This is a genomic window from Pseudomonas wadenswilerensis (assembly GCF_900497695.1).
In the GTDB taxonomy this organism is placed as follows: Bacteria; Pseudomonadota; Gammaproteobacteria; order Pseudomonadales; family Pseudomonadaceae; genus Aquipseudomonas; species Aquipseudomonas wadenswilerensis.
The window spans coordinates 329,460-344,957 of sequence record NZ_UIDD01000010.1; the positions used below are offsets into that span (position 1 = coordinate 329,460).

A 15,498-nucleotide genomic window follows, 5' to 3' on the forward strand; every position below is an offset into this window, starting at 1 on the left:
CCAGGCAAAAATGCCGGCCACTGTTGTTAATCGGCCAACCAGGCGTTAGCCCAGTGCTGAAGCTTGTCGGGTGTCAGCATGAAGTCGCGCAACACCACTTCGCGCAGGGCATCGCCCTGGCGATAACTGGCCTGGGGATCGTCCAGATGCATGCGGATCGCCTCTAGCCAGGCCTGCGTCGAGTTGCCCGCCACCCGCGTGCAAGGCAGGTAGCCCTGGTAAGCCTTGGTATCGGCACACACCACCGGGAATCCGCACGCGCCATATTCGAGCAGGCGCAGGTTGCTCTTGCAGTCGTTGAACAGGTTGGATTCGAGCGGTGCCAGCGCCAGGTCGAGGTTCAGGCTCGCCAGCTTCTGCGGATAGAGCGACATGGCAATGCCCGTGTGGTACTCCTTGACGTAGGGCCTGAGCACCTCCGGGCACATGCCAAAGAACACCCAGTCGACCTCGTCGGCCAGCTCCCGGACCACCTCGGCCAGCAGCTCCAGGTCACCTTGATGGCTGGTGCCCCCGGCCCAGCCGACACGCGGCTTGAGGGTGGTTTGCCGATGACTCTTGAGGTCGCTCCACATGTGCATTGCCAGCATGTTCGGCACCACCCGGATATCGTCGTGCATGCTCGACAGCGCATCGGCCAGCGGCTGGGTCGACACCACCACGCGGTCGCACAGGGAAATGCCGCGGCTCACCAGTTCGCGCATGTTCTGCGGCATGTTACGGCTGTGCGCATTCTTTTTCGGCACGTCGATAATGTAGTCGTCGATCTCGTAGATTCGCCGCGCATTGGAAAAGGTTTTGACCCGCTCGATATCCCGAATGGTACTGGCCATATAACGGCACTGCAGGATGATCGAGTCCGGCTTGCAACGCTCCATTTCGATGGTGTTTGGCGTCGCGTAATCCAGTTGGCCCTGGATCCAGCCGGCCCGCTCCAGCTCGGTAAATGGCTGCACCACCCGGTAATGCCCAACCGCCGTGGTGTTGACCGGCAAAGCCAGCACATAGGGCAATGGCCGGCTGATGAACGGGTCCCAACCACTGCGCAAGCCCGGTTCCAGGTTGTAGCTGGACAGCTTCAGGCTAAGGTTGCGGTTGTAGGCCGGATCGTTGGCGACCAGGGGCAGCCAGCGCTGGTAGAAGGCGCGTTGGTCCCGCTCTATCGCCTTGGTGTCGACAACCTGCTCGACTGGCAGGCGCGCCACCATCGAAAACGGTGTCCAGACCACCAGGTAACCCTGCTCACGCGCACGCAGGCAGAAATCGGCGTCGAGCAATTCAACGCTGAATGCCTGGACATCCAGGCCACCCAGCGCATCGAACAGGTCGCGCCGCACCAGCAGGCAATGGGCGCTGACAGCGCTGAGGTTCTGCACCGCGAGCAAGCGGTTCATGTAACCACCGGCGTCGACCGGCTGACCGTAGAACGGGCTTCCCGCCAGGCCATGCACACCCAGCAGCAGCCCGGCATTGACCACCATGCCGACGCTGCTGCACATCTTCGGACCGACAATGCCGACTTCCGGACGCTGGCCCTGGCGCATCAATTCGCTCAGCCACTGGGCATCGAACATCAGGCAGCCAGGGTCGACGAGCAACAGATAGCTGCCTCGCGCCTGCTCGGCGGCCTGGTTGATCAGTTGCTGCCCGGCGCTGTCCTCGGCCTGGACAATGCGCAACTGATCGCTGCCCAGTTGCCGCATCGCAGCAAGCCAGGACTGCAGGTCCTGAGGCTCGTCACCCTTGATGGCGATCAGTACTTCATAGTTGCGGTAAGCGGTGTGTTCGAAAATCGATTCAACACAGCGCCGAAGCGCCTGCAGGTCTTGCCCGGCCACGATAATGATCGATACCGCGGGCGTATCAGCGTGCTGGTACAGCACCCGGGTCAACATGCTGTTCTGCGCCGATACCAGTTCGGCCTCGATACCCAGGCGCTGCAGGTGCGCCTGCAATACGCGGGGTGCCTGGGCCACGCAGGCCGGCTCCGACTGCCAGCTGGAATAGTTGTACTGACATTGCACCAGCAGTTCGGCGACGTGTTCGACCACCTGCAAGCCATGGCTTTCAACCATCCGCCAGAGCAGGTCCTGAGGCGCCAGTACATCATAGTCAGCCGTAAAGCCGCCCAGCTCCAGCAGCCGGGTACGCTCAAAGGCGAGCATCCGACCGACGTAGGGAAAACTGCGCATCAGGTCGAGGTTGAAGTCGGGCTTGAAGATTGGCTGGCCAACCTGCAGGTTATCGTCACTGCCTTCATCGGTGTACAGGCACAATCTGTTGGCGTGCAAGGCCAGGCGCTCGGCCATGATCACCAGGGCGTGGGGATGCAGGCGATCACCGGCGCGCAGGAGCAACACCCAGTCTGCCGAGTCGGCCCTGGCGATCCGCGCATTGAGCTGGTCAAAACCGTTGCCGCGCAGGGTGATGTGCTCGACACCGGCTTCGCTCCCAGGCTGCTCCCGAGTGCCAAGCACCCAGACCTGATGCGCCGCATAGGATTGGGCAGCCAGGCTGTCGAGTGTCGACTTCAGGGGCATTGCCTCGCCCTGCGGATCGAACACCACAGCAACGATGCGCGGCTGTCGTGGCCATTGTTCAATACGCTTGGGCAGCAGGCTGACCTGCGCGGGCGACAAGGTGCGACACTCAAGCCACTCGGCGTAGAGCTCGGTAAAGCTCAGGCTCCGGGTGCCGACTTGCTGCTGATAGTGGCCCATCTGCCCGGCGTACAAGCGGGTCAGCTCATATTCGTCCCACTCCAGCGCCTCGCCTGGCTGGAAATCCTCAAGCGGCACGTAGCGAATCCAGCCGGTAGCCGGCGGCGCTTCACCGGTATTGGCGGCGAGCATTTGAAGCAACCATTCGCTCTCGGTCTTGTGTGCCAGGGTCATGCCGGCCTGATGGCTCAGACGGCCGGCGTGAACCCGCTCGATACTGAGCATGTTGGACAGATAGACCAGGTGCCCGCGCCGCAACAGGCACATGTACAGCGCCATATCCAGGCGTGCAACGAACCCGGCGCCCTGCTGCACCAACGGCGGCAGGTATTGTTCCACCGGGGCCCGGCGCATGAGCATATGACTGATGCCGCCAAACAGGTTGGGAACCTTGCTGCTGACCGCATCAAGCATATCGCCACCATTGAGGATCGCGCTGCAGGGGGCGATTAGGCAGTTGTCCGGCCGCGGCGGCAAGAGTGTCTCGTCCGCCGCACAGATCAGCCGGTGATTGACCACCATGTTGACCTCGGGGCAATCGGCCATGATCCGCGACTGCTGCTCGATGCAGCCATCGATCAACCAGTCGTCGTCACAGAGAAACTTGATGAAGTCGCCCCGGGATTGCTCCAGGCATTGCAGCAGGTTGCCGGCAAACCCCAGGGTCGAGGGGTTGCGCGAATAGCGCAGCTCGCAGCTCGCTTGCCCGGCTCTCTCATCGAAAATGGCCTTGATCTCATCACCCTGGCTGTCGTCGCAAACGATGACCTCGAGGTTGGCATAACCCTGGGAGATGGCACTGAGCAGCGCGCGGCTGAAGAACTCGGGGTTGAAGGCAGGAATGGCGATGCTGACGAGGGGCTGTTCGATCATAGTGGTAGGCCTGGAGAGGATTCCGGGTGATGCCGACAGGGGCATCACCCGGTGATGTTGTGCGAAGATCTATCAGAGCCGATTGAATAGGCTCAGCGAGGAGATTTTGGTGAACGCCAATTGCGATGCTTGCAGCATGGTCTGTTGCAGGCTGAGGCGAGTCAGCACCTCGGCCGGGTCAGCGTCGCGAATCGAACTCTGGGTCTTGGTGTTGGCCATCTTCAGGCTTTCGTTGGTGTCGGCCTGGACATCCAGGGCGGCACCGCGGGCACCGATCGAGCTGATCGCCTCGGCGACCTTGTTGGCACCGCTTTCCAGGTTACCGATTGCCGATTGCAAGGCACCCTGATACTTCTGCCGTGATGCCAGATCCTTGTCCACCGGCAGCTCCAGTGCCTTGCGGAACTCGGAGATGGTATCGAGGATGTTCTGGGTCTGATGGTTATCGACCTTGACCGAAAACTGATCGCCAGCAGCTGGCGGTGCCGAGAAATCGAAATCGACACCGGCAATCTTGGCCTTGGTTGCCGGGGTACCGGTCAGCGTGCCAGTGGCAACCGGGCGCGCGTCTGGCCCCATGGGCTGGGCATAGACTTCATAGGCGGAAGCACTGGTGAACTTGATGACTGCGCCACCACCGGGGAAGGCGTTGTTGTAGGCCGTCGAGTCGCTGATACTGGCGCCCGTGATTTGCGACGACGAGGTATTGCCAGGGCTACGCGAACCGCTGACTTCATCTGGCTTGGAGCCGAGTGAAAAGGTATGGCCGGCGATCAGCGCATCAGCGTTTGGCTTGTCGGCGTCGCTCAGGTTGATATCGAGGGCCATCTCGACACCACGGAAGGTCACGCCACCCGGTTTGCTCGGATCGAACTTGCCCTCGCCGGTAGCCTCCAGAGTCACGTCGTTGTTGGCCGCATCGGTGATCTTGAACTGCGTGCTGCTGGTGAAGGTGATGGTGTACGGCTCACCGCCACGGAAGCGATCGTTGTACTGGGTGCTGCCCGAGACCTGGCCATTGGACAGGCTGACCCGGCCGTCATCCACTAACGGCGAAGTTAGCTTGGTCTGGCTGCGGCTGGTGTTCAGCGCCTGTTCGAACACACTGTAGCCACTCTCGTTGGAGGCCATGGTGAGCATGTCACCCACCTGAAGGCTCAGGGTACTCTGGTCGCCCTGGTAGGTGTAGGTCCCATCGGCGTTACGCACGTATGGCGGGGTGTCGCCACGCGAGCCGGAGAACAGGTACTTGCCGTTCTCGTCACGGCTGTTCATCAGGCTGTAGAGCTGCTCTTCGAGCTGGGTCAGCTCCTGGGCATCGGCCTTGCGGTCGGCGTCGGTGTAGCCACCGCTGCCGGCACTGATGGTCAGTTCCTTGACCCGCGCCAGGATATTGGTGATGCCGTTGAGGGTCGATTCGGAGGTACCCAGACTGTTGCGCACGTTGGTGATGTTGCCATCGTACTGGTCGATCAGGTTGCTCTGCTGCTGCAGTTGCAACAGGCGCGCAGCGCCCACCGGATCATCGGCGGCAGTACGTACGCGAATGTTATCGCTGGCCTGCTGACCGGTCTTCACCACATTGGAGAAGTTGCGCTGATAGTTCGCGGAGCTGGTTTCGTAGAACTGGGAAGTAGAAATACGCACGGTCTACCACTCCTTAAAGGGCGTTGATCAGCGTGGAGAAGATTTCCTGCGCCGCTTTGATGATTTGCGACGAGGCCGTGTAGTACTGCTGGAACTTGATCAGGTTGCCGGCCTCTTCATCGAGCTGCACGCCCGACAGCGAATCGCGCGAGGCCCTGGCCGACTCATGCAGAGCGCCGGTAGAGTCGACATCCATCTGCGCCTGGGCGGTCTTGCCGCCGACGTTTTCCACCAGCTTGCCGTAAGCGTCGGTCAGGCTGATGCCTTTGCCATTGGCGCCGACTTCGACGGTACCCTTGGTCTGCAGGTCGATCACCGCCTGGCCGTTGCGATTATTGTCCGAACCCGAGCCGGTCATGCCGACGGTGTAGCTGTCACCTTCCTTGGGCGCGCCCGACACGCTCATGTCGAAGGTGAAGGATTTCTGGTTGCCGTTGGCATCATTGATCGCTGCGCCGGTGGAGTCGACCATCGGCACCGAGAACTGCAGTTTGTTTTCCTGGCCCGGAATAATGGTGCCGGTACCCAGCGTGCCACCCTTGGCATCGAGCAGCTTGTAGGTTTGCGGGTTGACCTTTTCGTCACCGAACACCAGCTTGACCGGGGTCGAATACTTCAGGCCGTTCTGCAGGTCCAGGCGCTGGGCCGGATCGTAGATGTCCAGGGTCGACGTCAGGTTTGGCTGGCCGATGATCCCGGTGCCCTTGTTGCCGGCACCGCTGGTGGAAGTCAGCGGCGATGCCAGCGCCAGGCGCTTGGGATCGGTAAGGACGGTGTCCAGGTTGGTCGCGGCATTGCGCGTCGGGGTGATCTTGAAGGTGTCACCGGCCTTCACCGCACCGCCATTGAGGTTGAGGCTGAAACCGTCGATGACCGGCGCCGGATCGTCGTTGAGATCATAGGAACCGACCATGCTGCCTTCCGGCAGCTTCTTGACGCTGTAGCCGGTGGCACTGGTGAAGGTCACCTGGTAGTTGCTGGTGCTCAGCTTGCCGGTGTCCTTGATGGTCACATCGAGGTTGCCGGAGCCTGCGCTGTTGCCCGCCTGGGCGATGCTGCGCTGACTGATCAGCTCGGGGCTGTTGATGTTGTTGAACAGGGCCGCACCGAACTCGCCGTTCTTGTCGATGCCCTGGGCCAGCTGGCTGTTGATGCGATCGGCCATGACCAGGGCCACGCGCCCCAGCTCGTTCAGCGACGGGTCCAGGACTTCGCTGCGATAGCGCAGCAGGCCGCCGATCTCGCCGCCCTTGAGGCTGGAAGTGACGTCCATGGTGGTGCTGCCACGATTGAGCTGCACGACGAAACGGGTCGGGTCGGTCTTGCTCGGTGCAGTCTCCAGGTTGTTGGTGGTTTTACCCAACACCAGCGGCTGACCGTTTTCCAGGTAGATATCGAGGTTGCCTTCGCGCTCGACCACCTGGGTACCGACCAGCTCGGAGAGCTGACGCACTGCTTCGTTGCGTTGATCGAACAGGTCGTTCGGAGTGCCCTGCACCACCGCTACCCTGGAGATCTGATCGTTGTACTGGGCAATGGTTGCCGTCAGCTTGTTGACCTGGTCGGCCATCGAAGCGAGGTTGCCATTGATGTTGTTATTCTGCTCGTTGAGCTGGTTGGCGATGGTGTTGAAGCGCTTGCTCAGCGATTGCGCACTGGTCAGCAGCAACTGGCGCGACGCATCTTCATTAGGCTTGGCAGCAGAACTCTGCAAGGCACTGAAGAAGCTCTTCAAGGCGCCGGTGATGCCGGTATCGGCGCCCGACAGCATCTGGTCGATCGGCCCGACCTGCTTCAGGTACGAGGCGGCATCGCTGCTCAGCGAGGTGGTGGTACGCAGCTGGCTTTCAAGGTAGGCGTTGTACACCCGGCGCACATCGGAGAGGGTGGTGCCGGTACCGATGAAGACGTGGCCGACCTGCTGCGCGCCATTGGCCCGCTGCACGTTCTGCTGGCGCGAATAACCGGCAACATCGGCATTGGCAATGTTGTTACCCGTGGTGTGCAGGCCCGCCTGGTTGGCGTTGAGCCCCGACATCCCGATGTTGATCAAACTCGCCATGGTTCAAACCTTATAGTTTCGTTGTAGTGCCAATCGCTGCGTAGCTTTCGTACGATTTCATCTGTTTGGCGATCTGCGAAATCTTGCTCGCGTAATCCGGGTCGGTTGCGTAACCGGCTTTCTGCAGCTCGCGTACAAACTGTTCCGGTTTATCGGCAGCCTTGACCGCTTCTTTATAGCGCGCGTTGTTCTGTAGCAGGCTGACCAGATCATGGAAGCTGTCCTGGTAGGAATCGTAGGAGCGGAACGCCGCGGTCTCCTTGACGAACTGACCGTCACGGAACTCGCTGGTGATCGCTCGCGCCTGGCCGCCCTGCCAGTTGCCGGTGGCCTTGATGCCGAACAGGTTGTGGCTGCTGCTGCCATCGGCCTGACGCATGACCGACTTGCCCCAGCCGGTTTCCAGCGCCGCCTGGGCCACCAGGTAGCGCGGATCGATACCGATGCGCTTGGCGGCCTGCTCGGCCATCGGCAACATGGTGGCGACGAATTCATCGGAAGAACCGAACGCACGCTTGGCCGGTGCCAGCGGCGGCTGGGCCACGGCGCGACCATAGATGCGCATCGAGCCCGGCGCGGCAAAGCTCTGCGCCGACTGCCAGTCGCCTTTGACCACGGCATCGGTCATGGCCGTGGTGCGCTGCGGCAAGGCTGCGGTGTTGGTGGTGGCCGCAGCGGCGCCGGCCGACGGTACGATGCCGGCCAGCAGGCGATCGGTCAGCTTGCCCGGCAGGGCCAGGCGACGCGAGTTGAGCGCTGCCATATCGTTGCGGGTGACGGCGGTTTCTTCGCTGCGCACAGGCTCGGCCACCTTGGCCGCCCACAATGGACGCTGCTGGGTGTCCACCCGCGGGAACGGGCTGTTGTTGGTCGCGGCGCTGGCCTTCTGCTTGGACAACTGGCGCATCAGCACTTCCTGCAGACCGATACCGCCGCCCTCGCGGGACATGCTCACCGCCAGCTGCTGGTCGTACATCTGCTGGTACTGCTTGGTGGTCTCGGTATTGAGCGGGTTGTCCTTGGCCAGCACGTCGCTGGCCGAGCGCATCGACTTGAGCATCTCGTTGAGGAACAACGACTCGAATTCCTGGGCCACCTTGCGCAGGTTGGCGTCGCTGTCGCGATCGCCGACCTTCAGCGAGTTCAGACGATTGAGGTCGGTGTAAGCCCCGGTATCGGCGGCATTGAATGCGCTTTTCGGCATATCCATGGCCAGCCCCTCAGATCACGATCAGGTCGGCTTGCAAGGCGCCGGCCTGTTTCAGGGCTTCAAGGATCGCCATCAGGTCACCGGGTGCAGCACCCACCTGGTTTACCGCACGGACGATTTCATCCAGGGTGGTACCCGGGCCGAACTTGAACATCGGCTTGGCTTCCTGCTCGGCATTGACCCGCGAGCGCGGCACCACGGCGGTTTCACCATTGGAGAACGGCCCCGGCTGGCTGACGATCGGGTCTTCGGTGATGGTCACGGTCAGGCTGCCGTGAGTGACCGCCGCTGGCGACACCTTGACGTTCTGGCCGATGACGATAGTGCCGGTACGCGAGTTGATGATGACCTTGGCCACGGCCTGGCCCGGATCGATCTCGAGGTTCTCGAGGATCGACAGGTAGTCGACCCGCTGGCTTGGATCGAGCGGCGCAGTGACCCGCACCGACCCCCCATCCAGGGCCTGGGCTACACCCGGGCCGAGCAGTTCGTTGACCTTGTCGACGATGCGCTTGGCAGTGGTGAAGTCCGGGCGATTGAGGTTCAGGGTCAGGCTGTTGCCCTGGTTGAATCCGCTGGGTACGGCGCGCTCGACCGAGGCGCCGCCCGGAATACGACCGGCCGATGGCACGTTGACGGTGATCTTCGAACCGTCGCGGCCCTCGGCATCGAAACCGCCCACCACCAGGTTGCCCTGGGCGATGGCATAAACGTTGCCATCGATACCCTTGAGCGGTGTCATCAGCAGGCTGCCGCCGCGCAGGCTCTTGGAGTTACCGATCGACGAGACGGTGATGTCCACCACCTGACCCGGCTTGGCGAACGCCGGCAGGTCGGCATGCACCGACACCGCGGCAACGTTTTTCAGCTGCACGTTGCCCGACCCCGGCGGCACCTTGATGCCGAACTGCGAGAGCATGTTGTTGAAGGTCTGCAGGGTGAACGGCGTCTGGGTGGTCTGGTCACCCGTACCGTTGAGCCCCACCACCAGGCCGTAGCCGATCAGCTGGTTGGTGCGCACGCCGGAAATGCTGGCGATGTCCTTCAGACGCTCGGCCTGCACGGCGAACGCAGTGGACAGCAGAATCGTAGCGGCAATCAGCTGCTTGAAGTTGAACATGGTCATCCGAACCTAGAAAGGCCAAAGCGGGCTGATGAAGAACCGGTCGAGCCAACCCGGCTGGCTGGCATCGGCGAACGAGCCGGTACCCGAGTAGGTGATGCGTGCATCGGCGACACGGGTTGAAGGCACGGTGTTGTCGGTGGCGATGTCATCGGCACGGATCATCCCGGCGATACGCACCAGCTCATCGCCGGTGTTGAGGGTCAGCCACTTCTCGCCGCGCACGGCAATGATGCCGTTGGGCAGCACGTCGGCAACGGTGACGGTGATCGAGCCGGTCAGGGTGTTGCCCTGGGCCGCCTTGCTGTCACCCTTGGTTGAGCGGTCGCCGCTGTAGCCGGCGCTGAGGCTGAGGTCGCCATCACCGAACGGGTTGTTGGTGGTCACGCTGCTGCCGAACAACGAGGTCAGGCCGAGTTCGGCCTTGCTGTTCTTGGCGATCTGCGAGTTGGCGTTCTTGCTCGCCTGGGTGCGCTCGTTGAGGGTGATGGTGATGATGTCACCGACCCTGAAAGCCTTGCGATCGCTGTACAGGTTCTGGTCGAAACCGGCCTGGTAGATCGAGCCGTTGTTGGCCGCCGCCGGCAATGGCGTGCGCGGCAATACCGGCGCGTAGTAGGGATCGTTGGGCTTGGGCGTCGGCGCGACGCAACCGGCCAGCAAGGCGATCCCACTCAGGGCTAGTATGCAAAACAAACGACTCATGACTCTGACCTCACGGTGTAACAGGCGCCGTTCAAGCGACCTCGAAGACTTCACTTACAGGTTCTGGGTAACGTACGAGAGCATCTGGTCAGCGGTGGAAATGACCTTGGAGTTCATTTCGTAGGCACGCTGGGTGGTGATCATGTTGACCAGCTCTTCCACGGTGCTGACGTTGGAGTTCTCCAGGGTCTGCTGCTGTACCACGCCAAAACCGTTGAGGCCCGGGGTACCGATTTGCGGCGCGCCGCTGGCGGCGGTCTCCAGGAACAGGTTGCTGCCCATGGCCTGCAGGCCGGCCGGGTTGATGAAGTCGGCGGTCTGGATGTTGCCGATGATCTGCGCCGCCGGGTTGCCGGCAGTGGTGATCGACACGGTGCCGTCCTGGCCGACGGTGAACGTCTGCGCGTCTGGCGGCACGACGATCGCGGGCTCCAGGGCAAAACCGTTGGCGGTGACGATCTGGCCATCGGAGTTCAGGTGGAAGGTACCGTCACGGCTGTACGAAACAGTGCCATCAGGCTGCAGGATCTGGAAGAAACCACGACCGTTGACCGCCATGTCCAACGGGTTCTCGGTGGTCTGCAGGCTACCGGTACTGAAGTTCTTCTGGGTGCCGACGATGCGCACACCGGTACCCACTTGCAGGCCCGACGGCAGTTCGCTGTCCTGGGTCGACTGGGCACCTGGCTGACGCTTGATCTGATAGAGCAAGTCCTGGAACTCGGCGCGATCACGTTTGAAGCCGGTGGTCGAAACGTTGGCCAGGTTGTTGGAAATGGTGGTCAAGTTGGTGTCCTGGGCGGACAAACCGGTTTTACTGACCCAAAGAGCCGGAAGCATGCTGTTCTCCTCGCGCGCCTGTTTTACGGCGCTACGTCTGTGTTATTAGCCGATTTGCAAAACACGAGCCATGGCTTCGTCGCCTTCCTTGGCCGTGGTCATCATCTTGATGTGCAATTCGAATTGACGGGACAGCGCCAGCACCGAGGTCATTTCCTCGACCGCATTGACGTTGCTCGACTCCAGGAAACCGGAGACCACCTGGACGTTGGCATCGGCGACGGCAGGCTGGCCGTTCTTGGTGTGGATCAAGCCGTCCAGGCCCTTGGTCATGTTCTTCAGGTCCGGGTTGACCAGTTTGATCCGGTCGACCTCGGCCATGACCCGCGGGCCCTCGCCCATGGCGCGGATGCTGATGGTGCCGTCCTGGCCAACCTCGACCTTCTGCTCTGGCGGCACGGCAATCGGCCCGCCATTGCCCATCACCGGCATACCGTTGCCGGCCCGCAGCACACCCAGACCGTCAATGTTCAGGCTGGCGGTGCGCACATAGGCTTCACTGCCATCCGGGGCCTGCACGGCGATGAAGCCGTCGCCGCCGATGGCGATGTCCAGGTCACGGCCGGTTTCCTGCATCGAGCCCGGGCTGAAATCAGTGGCCGGGCGCTCGGTCATGGCATAGGCCCGCGCCGGAAAGCTGTCACCGAATACCGGCATCGAGCGCGCCTGCTCCAGGTCACGCTGAAAACCGCTGGTGGAAATGTTCGCCAGGTTGTTGGCATGGGCCTTCTGCGCCAGCGCGTTCTGGCTGGCGCCGGTCATGGCCACGTATAGCATCTTGTCCACAGTCATCCTCCGCTGCGCTGGCGAACACTTGCCGTCCGCCGCTGCTTTGCAGAGCCTGAAGCAAGTTTCAAACCAACTTTTGAAAAAGGCGGAAAACGCCCGAAAGACAAGGGGTTCAAGCGCGCGCGAGATCTCACGCAGAAGATGCGCCGTCGAAAATACGGCGCCGGTTTGCCGCTAGCGGCAAGCTCAGTGGTCGCGGCAAGCCGCGTTATTGAACGGACCGGCAAAACGCTTCCAGCCCTCGCCCGGCGCAAACTGTGCGCACACCAGGCGCCCGGTGACCTGGCTTTCCCAGCGATACCAGGGCGCGGCATCAGCCCAGGCCTGGCTCATCAACAGCACGGCGAACAGCGCCATCAGCAATCGTTGCAACATGATCGATACCTCTGAAATGCAAGACCCCTTCCGAGAAAGGGGTCCGCTCACACCGATTACCTCACACCCGCATCAGGTCATCTGAATGATGGTCTGCATGATGGTGCTCTGGGTCGAGATGGTCTTGGCGTTGGCCTGGTAGTTGCTCTGCGCCTTGATCAGCTCGACCAGCTCGTTGGTCAGGTTGACGTTGGAGTCTTCCAGCGAGTTGGAAGCGATAGCGCCCAGGGTGCCGGTCTTCGGCGCATCGATACCCGGAATACCCGACGCGTAGGTTTCGGTCCAGCGGGTGCCACCCATAGGTTGCAGGCCCTGCTCGTTGGCGAAGCTGGCGATGGCGACCTGGCCGATGGCGCGCGACTGCTGGTTGCTGAAGCTTGCGAACATCACGCCGCTGGAGTCGATGCTCAGGCTTGACAGAATCCCGGTAGCGTAACCGTCCTGGCTTTGCGACAGACGCGTGGTCGGGGTGTTGTACGAGGTGGTGTCGGTCATGTCGATGGCGATGCCGCCAGCGTTGGCGGCCGAACCGTTGCTACCCCAGACCGGAGGCTTGGCATTCGGATTGGTCACTTCGGCAGGGATCCAGCCGGTCAACTTGAAGACCTTGTTGACCACCTCGTAACCCGAGCCCGCGGCACCGGCAGTCATGGTCTTGACGCTACCGTCGGAGTTGAACTCGATGGTGCCTTCCAGCGCCTTTGGTGGCTCTTCGGCCGGGTTCAGAGGGTTGCGGCCATCGATCAGGGTGTACGACTTCCAGGTATTGGTCCCGGTCTTGACGTAGTACTGATCCATGACGTGCTCATTACCCTGGCTGTCGTAGATCTTGGTGGCGAAGGTCTTGTTCCAGCTGTTTTCGTCAGTCGGGCTGAAAGTGGTGGCCGCCGGGATGATCTTGTCCGACGAGTTCAGGTTCAACCCCTGGTCGATCGAAGTGGTGCTCTTGGGCGCCAGCGCCGAGGTATCGATCTTCAGGTCGGTCAGCACGCCGTTGATGATCTTGCCGTTTTCATCGACACCGTAGCCGCGCAGGCGCAGGCCGTCAGCAGTGACGACGTAGTTGTCCTTGTTGGTCTGGAAGGCACCGGCGCGGGTGTAGCTGAGCGAGCCGTTGTCGCTCAGCACGAAGAAGCCCTGACCCTGGATGCCCATATCCAGCACGTTGCCGGTGTTGTTGATTTCACCGTTCTTGAACTGCTGCGATACCGCTGCCAGGCGCACACCGTTACCGATGTTGCTGGTGCCAACGCCCAGCTTGTTGGCCGAGTAGACGTCGGCGAATTCCGCGCGCGACGATTTGAAACCGGTGGTGGCGACGTTGGCGATGTTGTTGCCGGTCACGTCCAGTTGCTTGTTGGCTGCATAGAGACCGCTAAGGCCGATATTGAATGACATCTTTCACTCCTTGTGCCGCGTTAGCCGGCTCTATATACCGATGGTTTGGACTTTGGACAGGGCGATGCTGCCCAGGCCGGCAAGATTGAGCATCATCTCGCCGCCAGTCTGACTGATGGTGACGCTGCTGACGGTGGCCGGCAGCATGGTGTACATGTCCAGCTGCTTGCCATCGACGGTGGTCTTGGCGGCAAAGGTGTAGGTACCCGGATCGACCTTCTCGCCCTTGTCGTTGGTACCGTCCCAGACGAAAGAGGCATTGCCGGCCTTCTGCGCCCCCATGTCGATGGTCTTGACCAACTTGCCATCCTTGTCGGTAATGGTGACGGTGGCATTGCTGACCGCCTGCGGAACCACCACCGAACCGTTGAGGCTCTTGGTGGTATCGACCACGGCCTTGTCGGTCTGGGCAACCACCGAGCGACCGACCAGCGACGAGGCCTGCAGTGCCTGCGAAGACTTGTAGTTGCCGGAAATCGCGGTCACCGACTCGTTCAGCGAGGTGATGCCTTCCAGGCTGCTGAACTGCGCCAACTGGGCCACGAACTCGCTGTTGTCCTGCGGATCGAGCGGGTTCTGGTGCTGCATCTGGGTCACCAGCAACTGCAGGAACGCGTCCTTGCCAAGCGCCTGCTTGTTGGCGCCGGTCTTGCTGTTGGTGGCCGAGGCGATACCGGCGGCACTGTTGGCACTGGTTTCGCTGTTCTTCTTGCCCGACGCCTTGATGACGTCGTTCAGGCTTACGCCGGCTGTTGGATCGTTAACGCTTGCCATTGGCTTCGTCCCTTATCACTGACCCAGGGTCAGGACCTTCTGCATCATGGTTTTGGCCGTGTTCATCAGCTCGGCATTGGTCTGGAACGAGCGGCTGGCGGAGATCATGTCAGCCATCTCTTCCACCACGTTGACGTTCGGGTAGTAGACGTAGCCGTCCTTGTTCGCTGCCGGATGGTTCGGCTCGTAGCGCGCCTCGAGATTGCTCTGATCCTCGACCACGCCGAGCACCTGCACGCCTTGGCCGGCAGCATCCTGGTCCTGGAACAGCGACTGGCTGACACCGGCCTGGGCCTGCTGGAAGGTGGTGGCAAATACCGGGTGACGGGCACGGTAGGTCTGGTCGATGCTCGACGAGACGGTCTCGGCGTTGGCGATGTTCGAAGCGACGGTGTTCAGACGCGTGGTCTGGGCGCTCATGCCGCTACCGGCAATGTTGAAGACACTGGCGAGGGACATGACTTACTCTCCGCGCAGGGCCGATATCAGCCCTTTGAATTTACTGTTGAGCAGCGTGAAGCTGGCCTGGAAGCCCACGGCGTTTTCCGCGTAGCTCGACTGTTCGAGCTGGGCATCGACGGTGTTCTGATCGATCGACGGCTGCATCGGCGTGCGGTACTGCAAGGACTCGTCGCCCATGCTCAGGCCTTCGGCCTCGATGTGCCGGGCGTTGGTACGATCCAGCGCGAAATGACCCTTGCTGGTCTGCTCGGCCTGGGCCGCCAGAACCGAAGCGAAGTCCATGTCGCGCGCCTTGTAGTTGGGCGTATCGGCGTTGGCGATGTTGTTGGCCAGCACCTCGGCACGCTGGGCGCGAAAGCCCAATGCCTTTTCGTGGATGCCGAGCGCTTTGTCGAAGCTGATGCTCATGTCGGGGAAACCTTCGAAGGTTTTTCGTTGACTGAGCTAGAGCAAGAGCCATGCCAAAAAACAAAACCCCGTAAATACGGGGCTTTGAGGAGTTTGCCGGTGGCGGCAATGC

General features: G+C 61.5%; 13 protein-coding genes. All 13 read right to left on the reverse strand.

Going from position 1 to position 15,498, the window contains the following annotated elements:
- Positions 1–26: 26 nt before the first annotated feature.
- The gene (locus CCOS864_RS20345) at positions 27–3,593 is read right to left on the reverse strand and encodes a glycosyltransferase (protein WP_115088092.1); all 3,567 of its coding nucleotides are present in this window, start codon (positions 3,591–3,593) and stop codon (positions 27–29) included.
- 72 nt (positions 3,594–3,665) lie between these two features.
- A complete protein-coding gene (locus tag CCOS864_RS20350; protein ID WP_115088093.1) occupies positions 3,666–5,240 on the reverse strand; it encodes a flagellar hook-associated protein 3 in 1,575 nt (524 codons plus the stop codon).
- A 13-nt stretch (positions 5,241–5,253) separates the two neighbouring features.
- The gene (flgK, locus tag CCOS864_RS20355; protein WP_115088094.1) at positions 5,254–7,302 is read right to left on the reverse strand and encodes a flagellar hook-associated protein FlgK; all 2,049 of its coding nucleotides are present in this window, start codon (positions 7,300–7,302) and stop codon (positions 5,254–5,256) included.
- A gap of 10 nt (positions 7,303–7,312) precedes the next feature.
- Positions 7,313–8,512, reverse strand: coding sequence for a flagellar assembly peptidoglycan hydrolase FlgJ (gene flgJ, locus CCOS864_RS20360; RefSeq protein ID WP_115088095.1), 1,200 nt, complete (start codon positions 8,510–8,512; stop codon positions 7,313–7,315).
- Positions 8,513–8,522: 10 nt separating this feature from the next.
- Positions 8,523–9,632 carry a flagellar basal body P-ring protein FlgI gene (locus CCOS864_RS20365; protein WP_010224970.1) on the reverse strand — a complete coding sequence of 370 codons (1,110 nt, stop codon included), beginning with the start codon at positions 9,630–9,632 and terminating at the stop codon, positions 8,523–8,525.
- 12 nt (positions 9,633–9,644) lie between these two features.
- Complete coding sequence (gene flgH / locus CCOS864_RS20370; RefSeq protein ID WP_115088096.1) at positions 9,645–10,340, reverse strand: flagellar basal body L-ring protein FlgH; 696 nt, start codon at positions 10,338–10,340, stop codon at positions 9,645–9,647.
- A gap of 54 nt (positions 10,341–10,394) precedes the next feature.
- Positions 10,395–11,180 (reverse strand): flagellar basal-body rod protein FlgG, encoded by a 786-nt coding sequence (gene flgG / locus CCOS864_RS20375; RefSeq protein WP_115088097.1) that lies wholly within the window; start codon positions 11,178–11,180, stop codon positions 10,395–10,397.
- Positions 11,181–11,225: 45 nt separating this feature from the next.
- On the reverse strand, positions 11,226–11,966 hold the full coding sequence (locus tag CCOS864_RS20380) for a flagellar basal body rod protein FlgF (protein ID WP_115088098.1): 741 nt from the start codon (positions 11,964–11,966) through the stop codon (positions 11,226–11,228).
- Between the two features lie 189 nt (positions 11,967–12,155).
- Positions 12,156–12,344, reverse strand: a complete 189-nt coding sequence (locus CCOS864_RS20385) for a hypothetical protein (protein WP_415842460.1) — start codon at positions 12,342–12,344, stop codon at positions 12,156–12,158.
- 72 nt (positions 12,345–12,416) lie between these two features.
- On the reverse strand, positions 12,417–13,742 hold the full coding sequence (gene flgE / locus CCOS864_RS20390; RefSeq protein ID WP_115088099.1) for a flagellar hook protein FlgE: 1,326 nt from the start codon (positions 13,740–13,742) through the stop codon (positions 12,417–12,419).
- A gap of 30 nt (positions 13,743–13,772) precedes the next feature.
- A complete protein-coding gene (gene flgD, locus CCOS864_RS20395) occupies positions 13,773–14,516 on the reverse strand; it encodes a flagellar hook assembly protein FlgD (RefSeq protein WP_115088100.1) in 744 nt (247 codons plus the stop codon).
- Positions 14,517–14,531: 15 nt separating this feature from the next.
- A complete protein-coding gene (gene flgC / locus CCOS864_RS20400; RefSeq protein ID WP_010224960.1) occupies positions 14,532–14,975 on the reverse strand; it encodes a flagellar basal body rod protein FlgC in 444 nt (147 codons plus the stop codon).
- A gap of 3 nt (positions 14,976–14,978) precedes the next feature.
- Entirely contained in the window at positions 14,979–15,386 is a 408-nt protein-coding gene (gene flgB, locus CCOS864_RS20405) for a flagellar basal body rod protein FlgB (RefSeq protein WP_115088101.1), read from the reverse strand.
- Between the last annotated feature and the right edge of the window lie 112 nt (positions 15,387–15,498).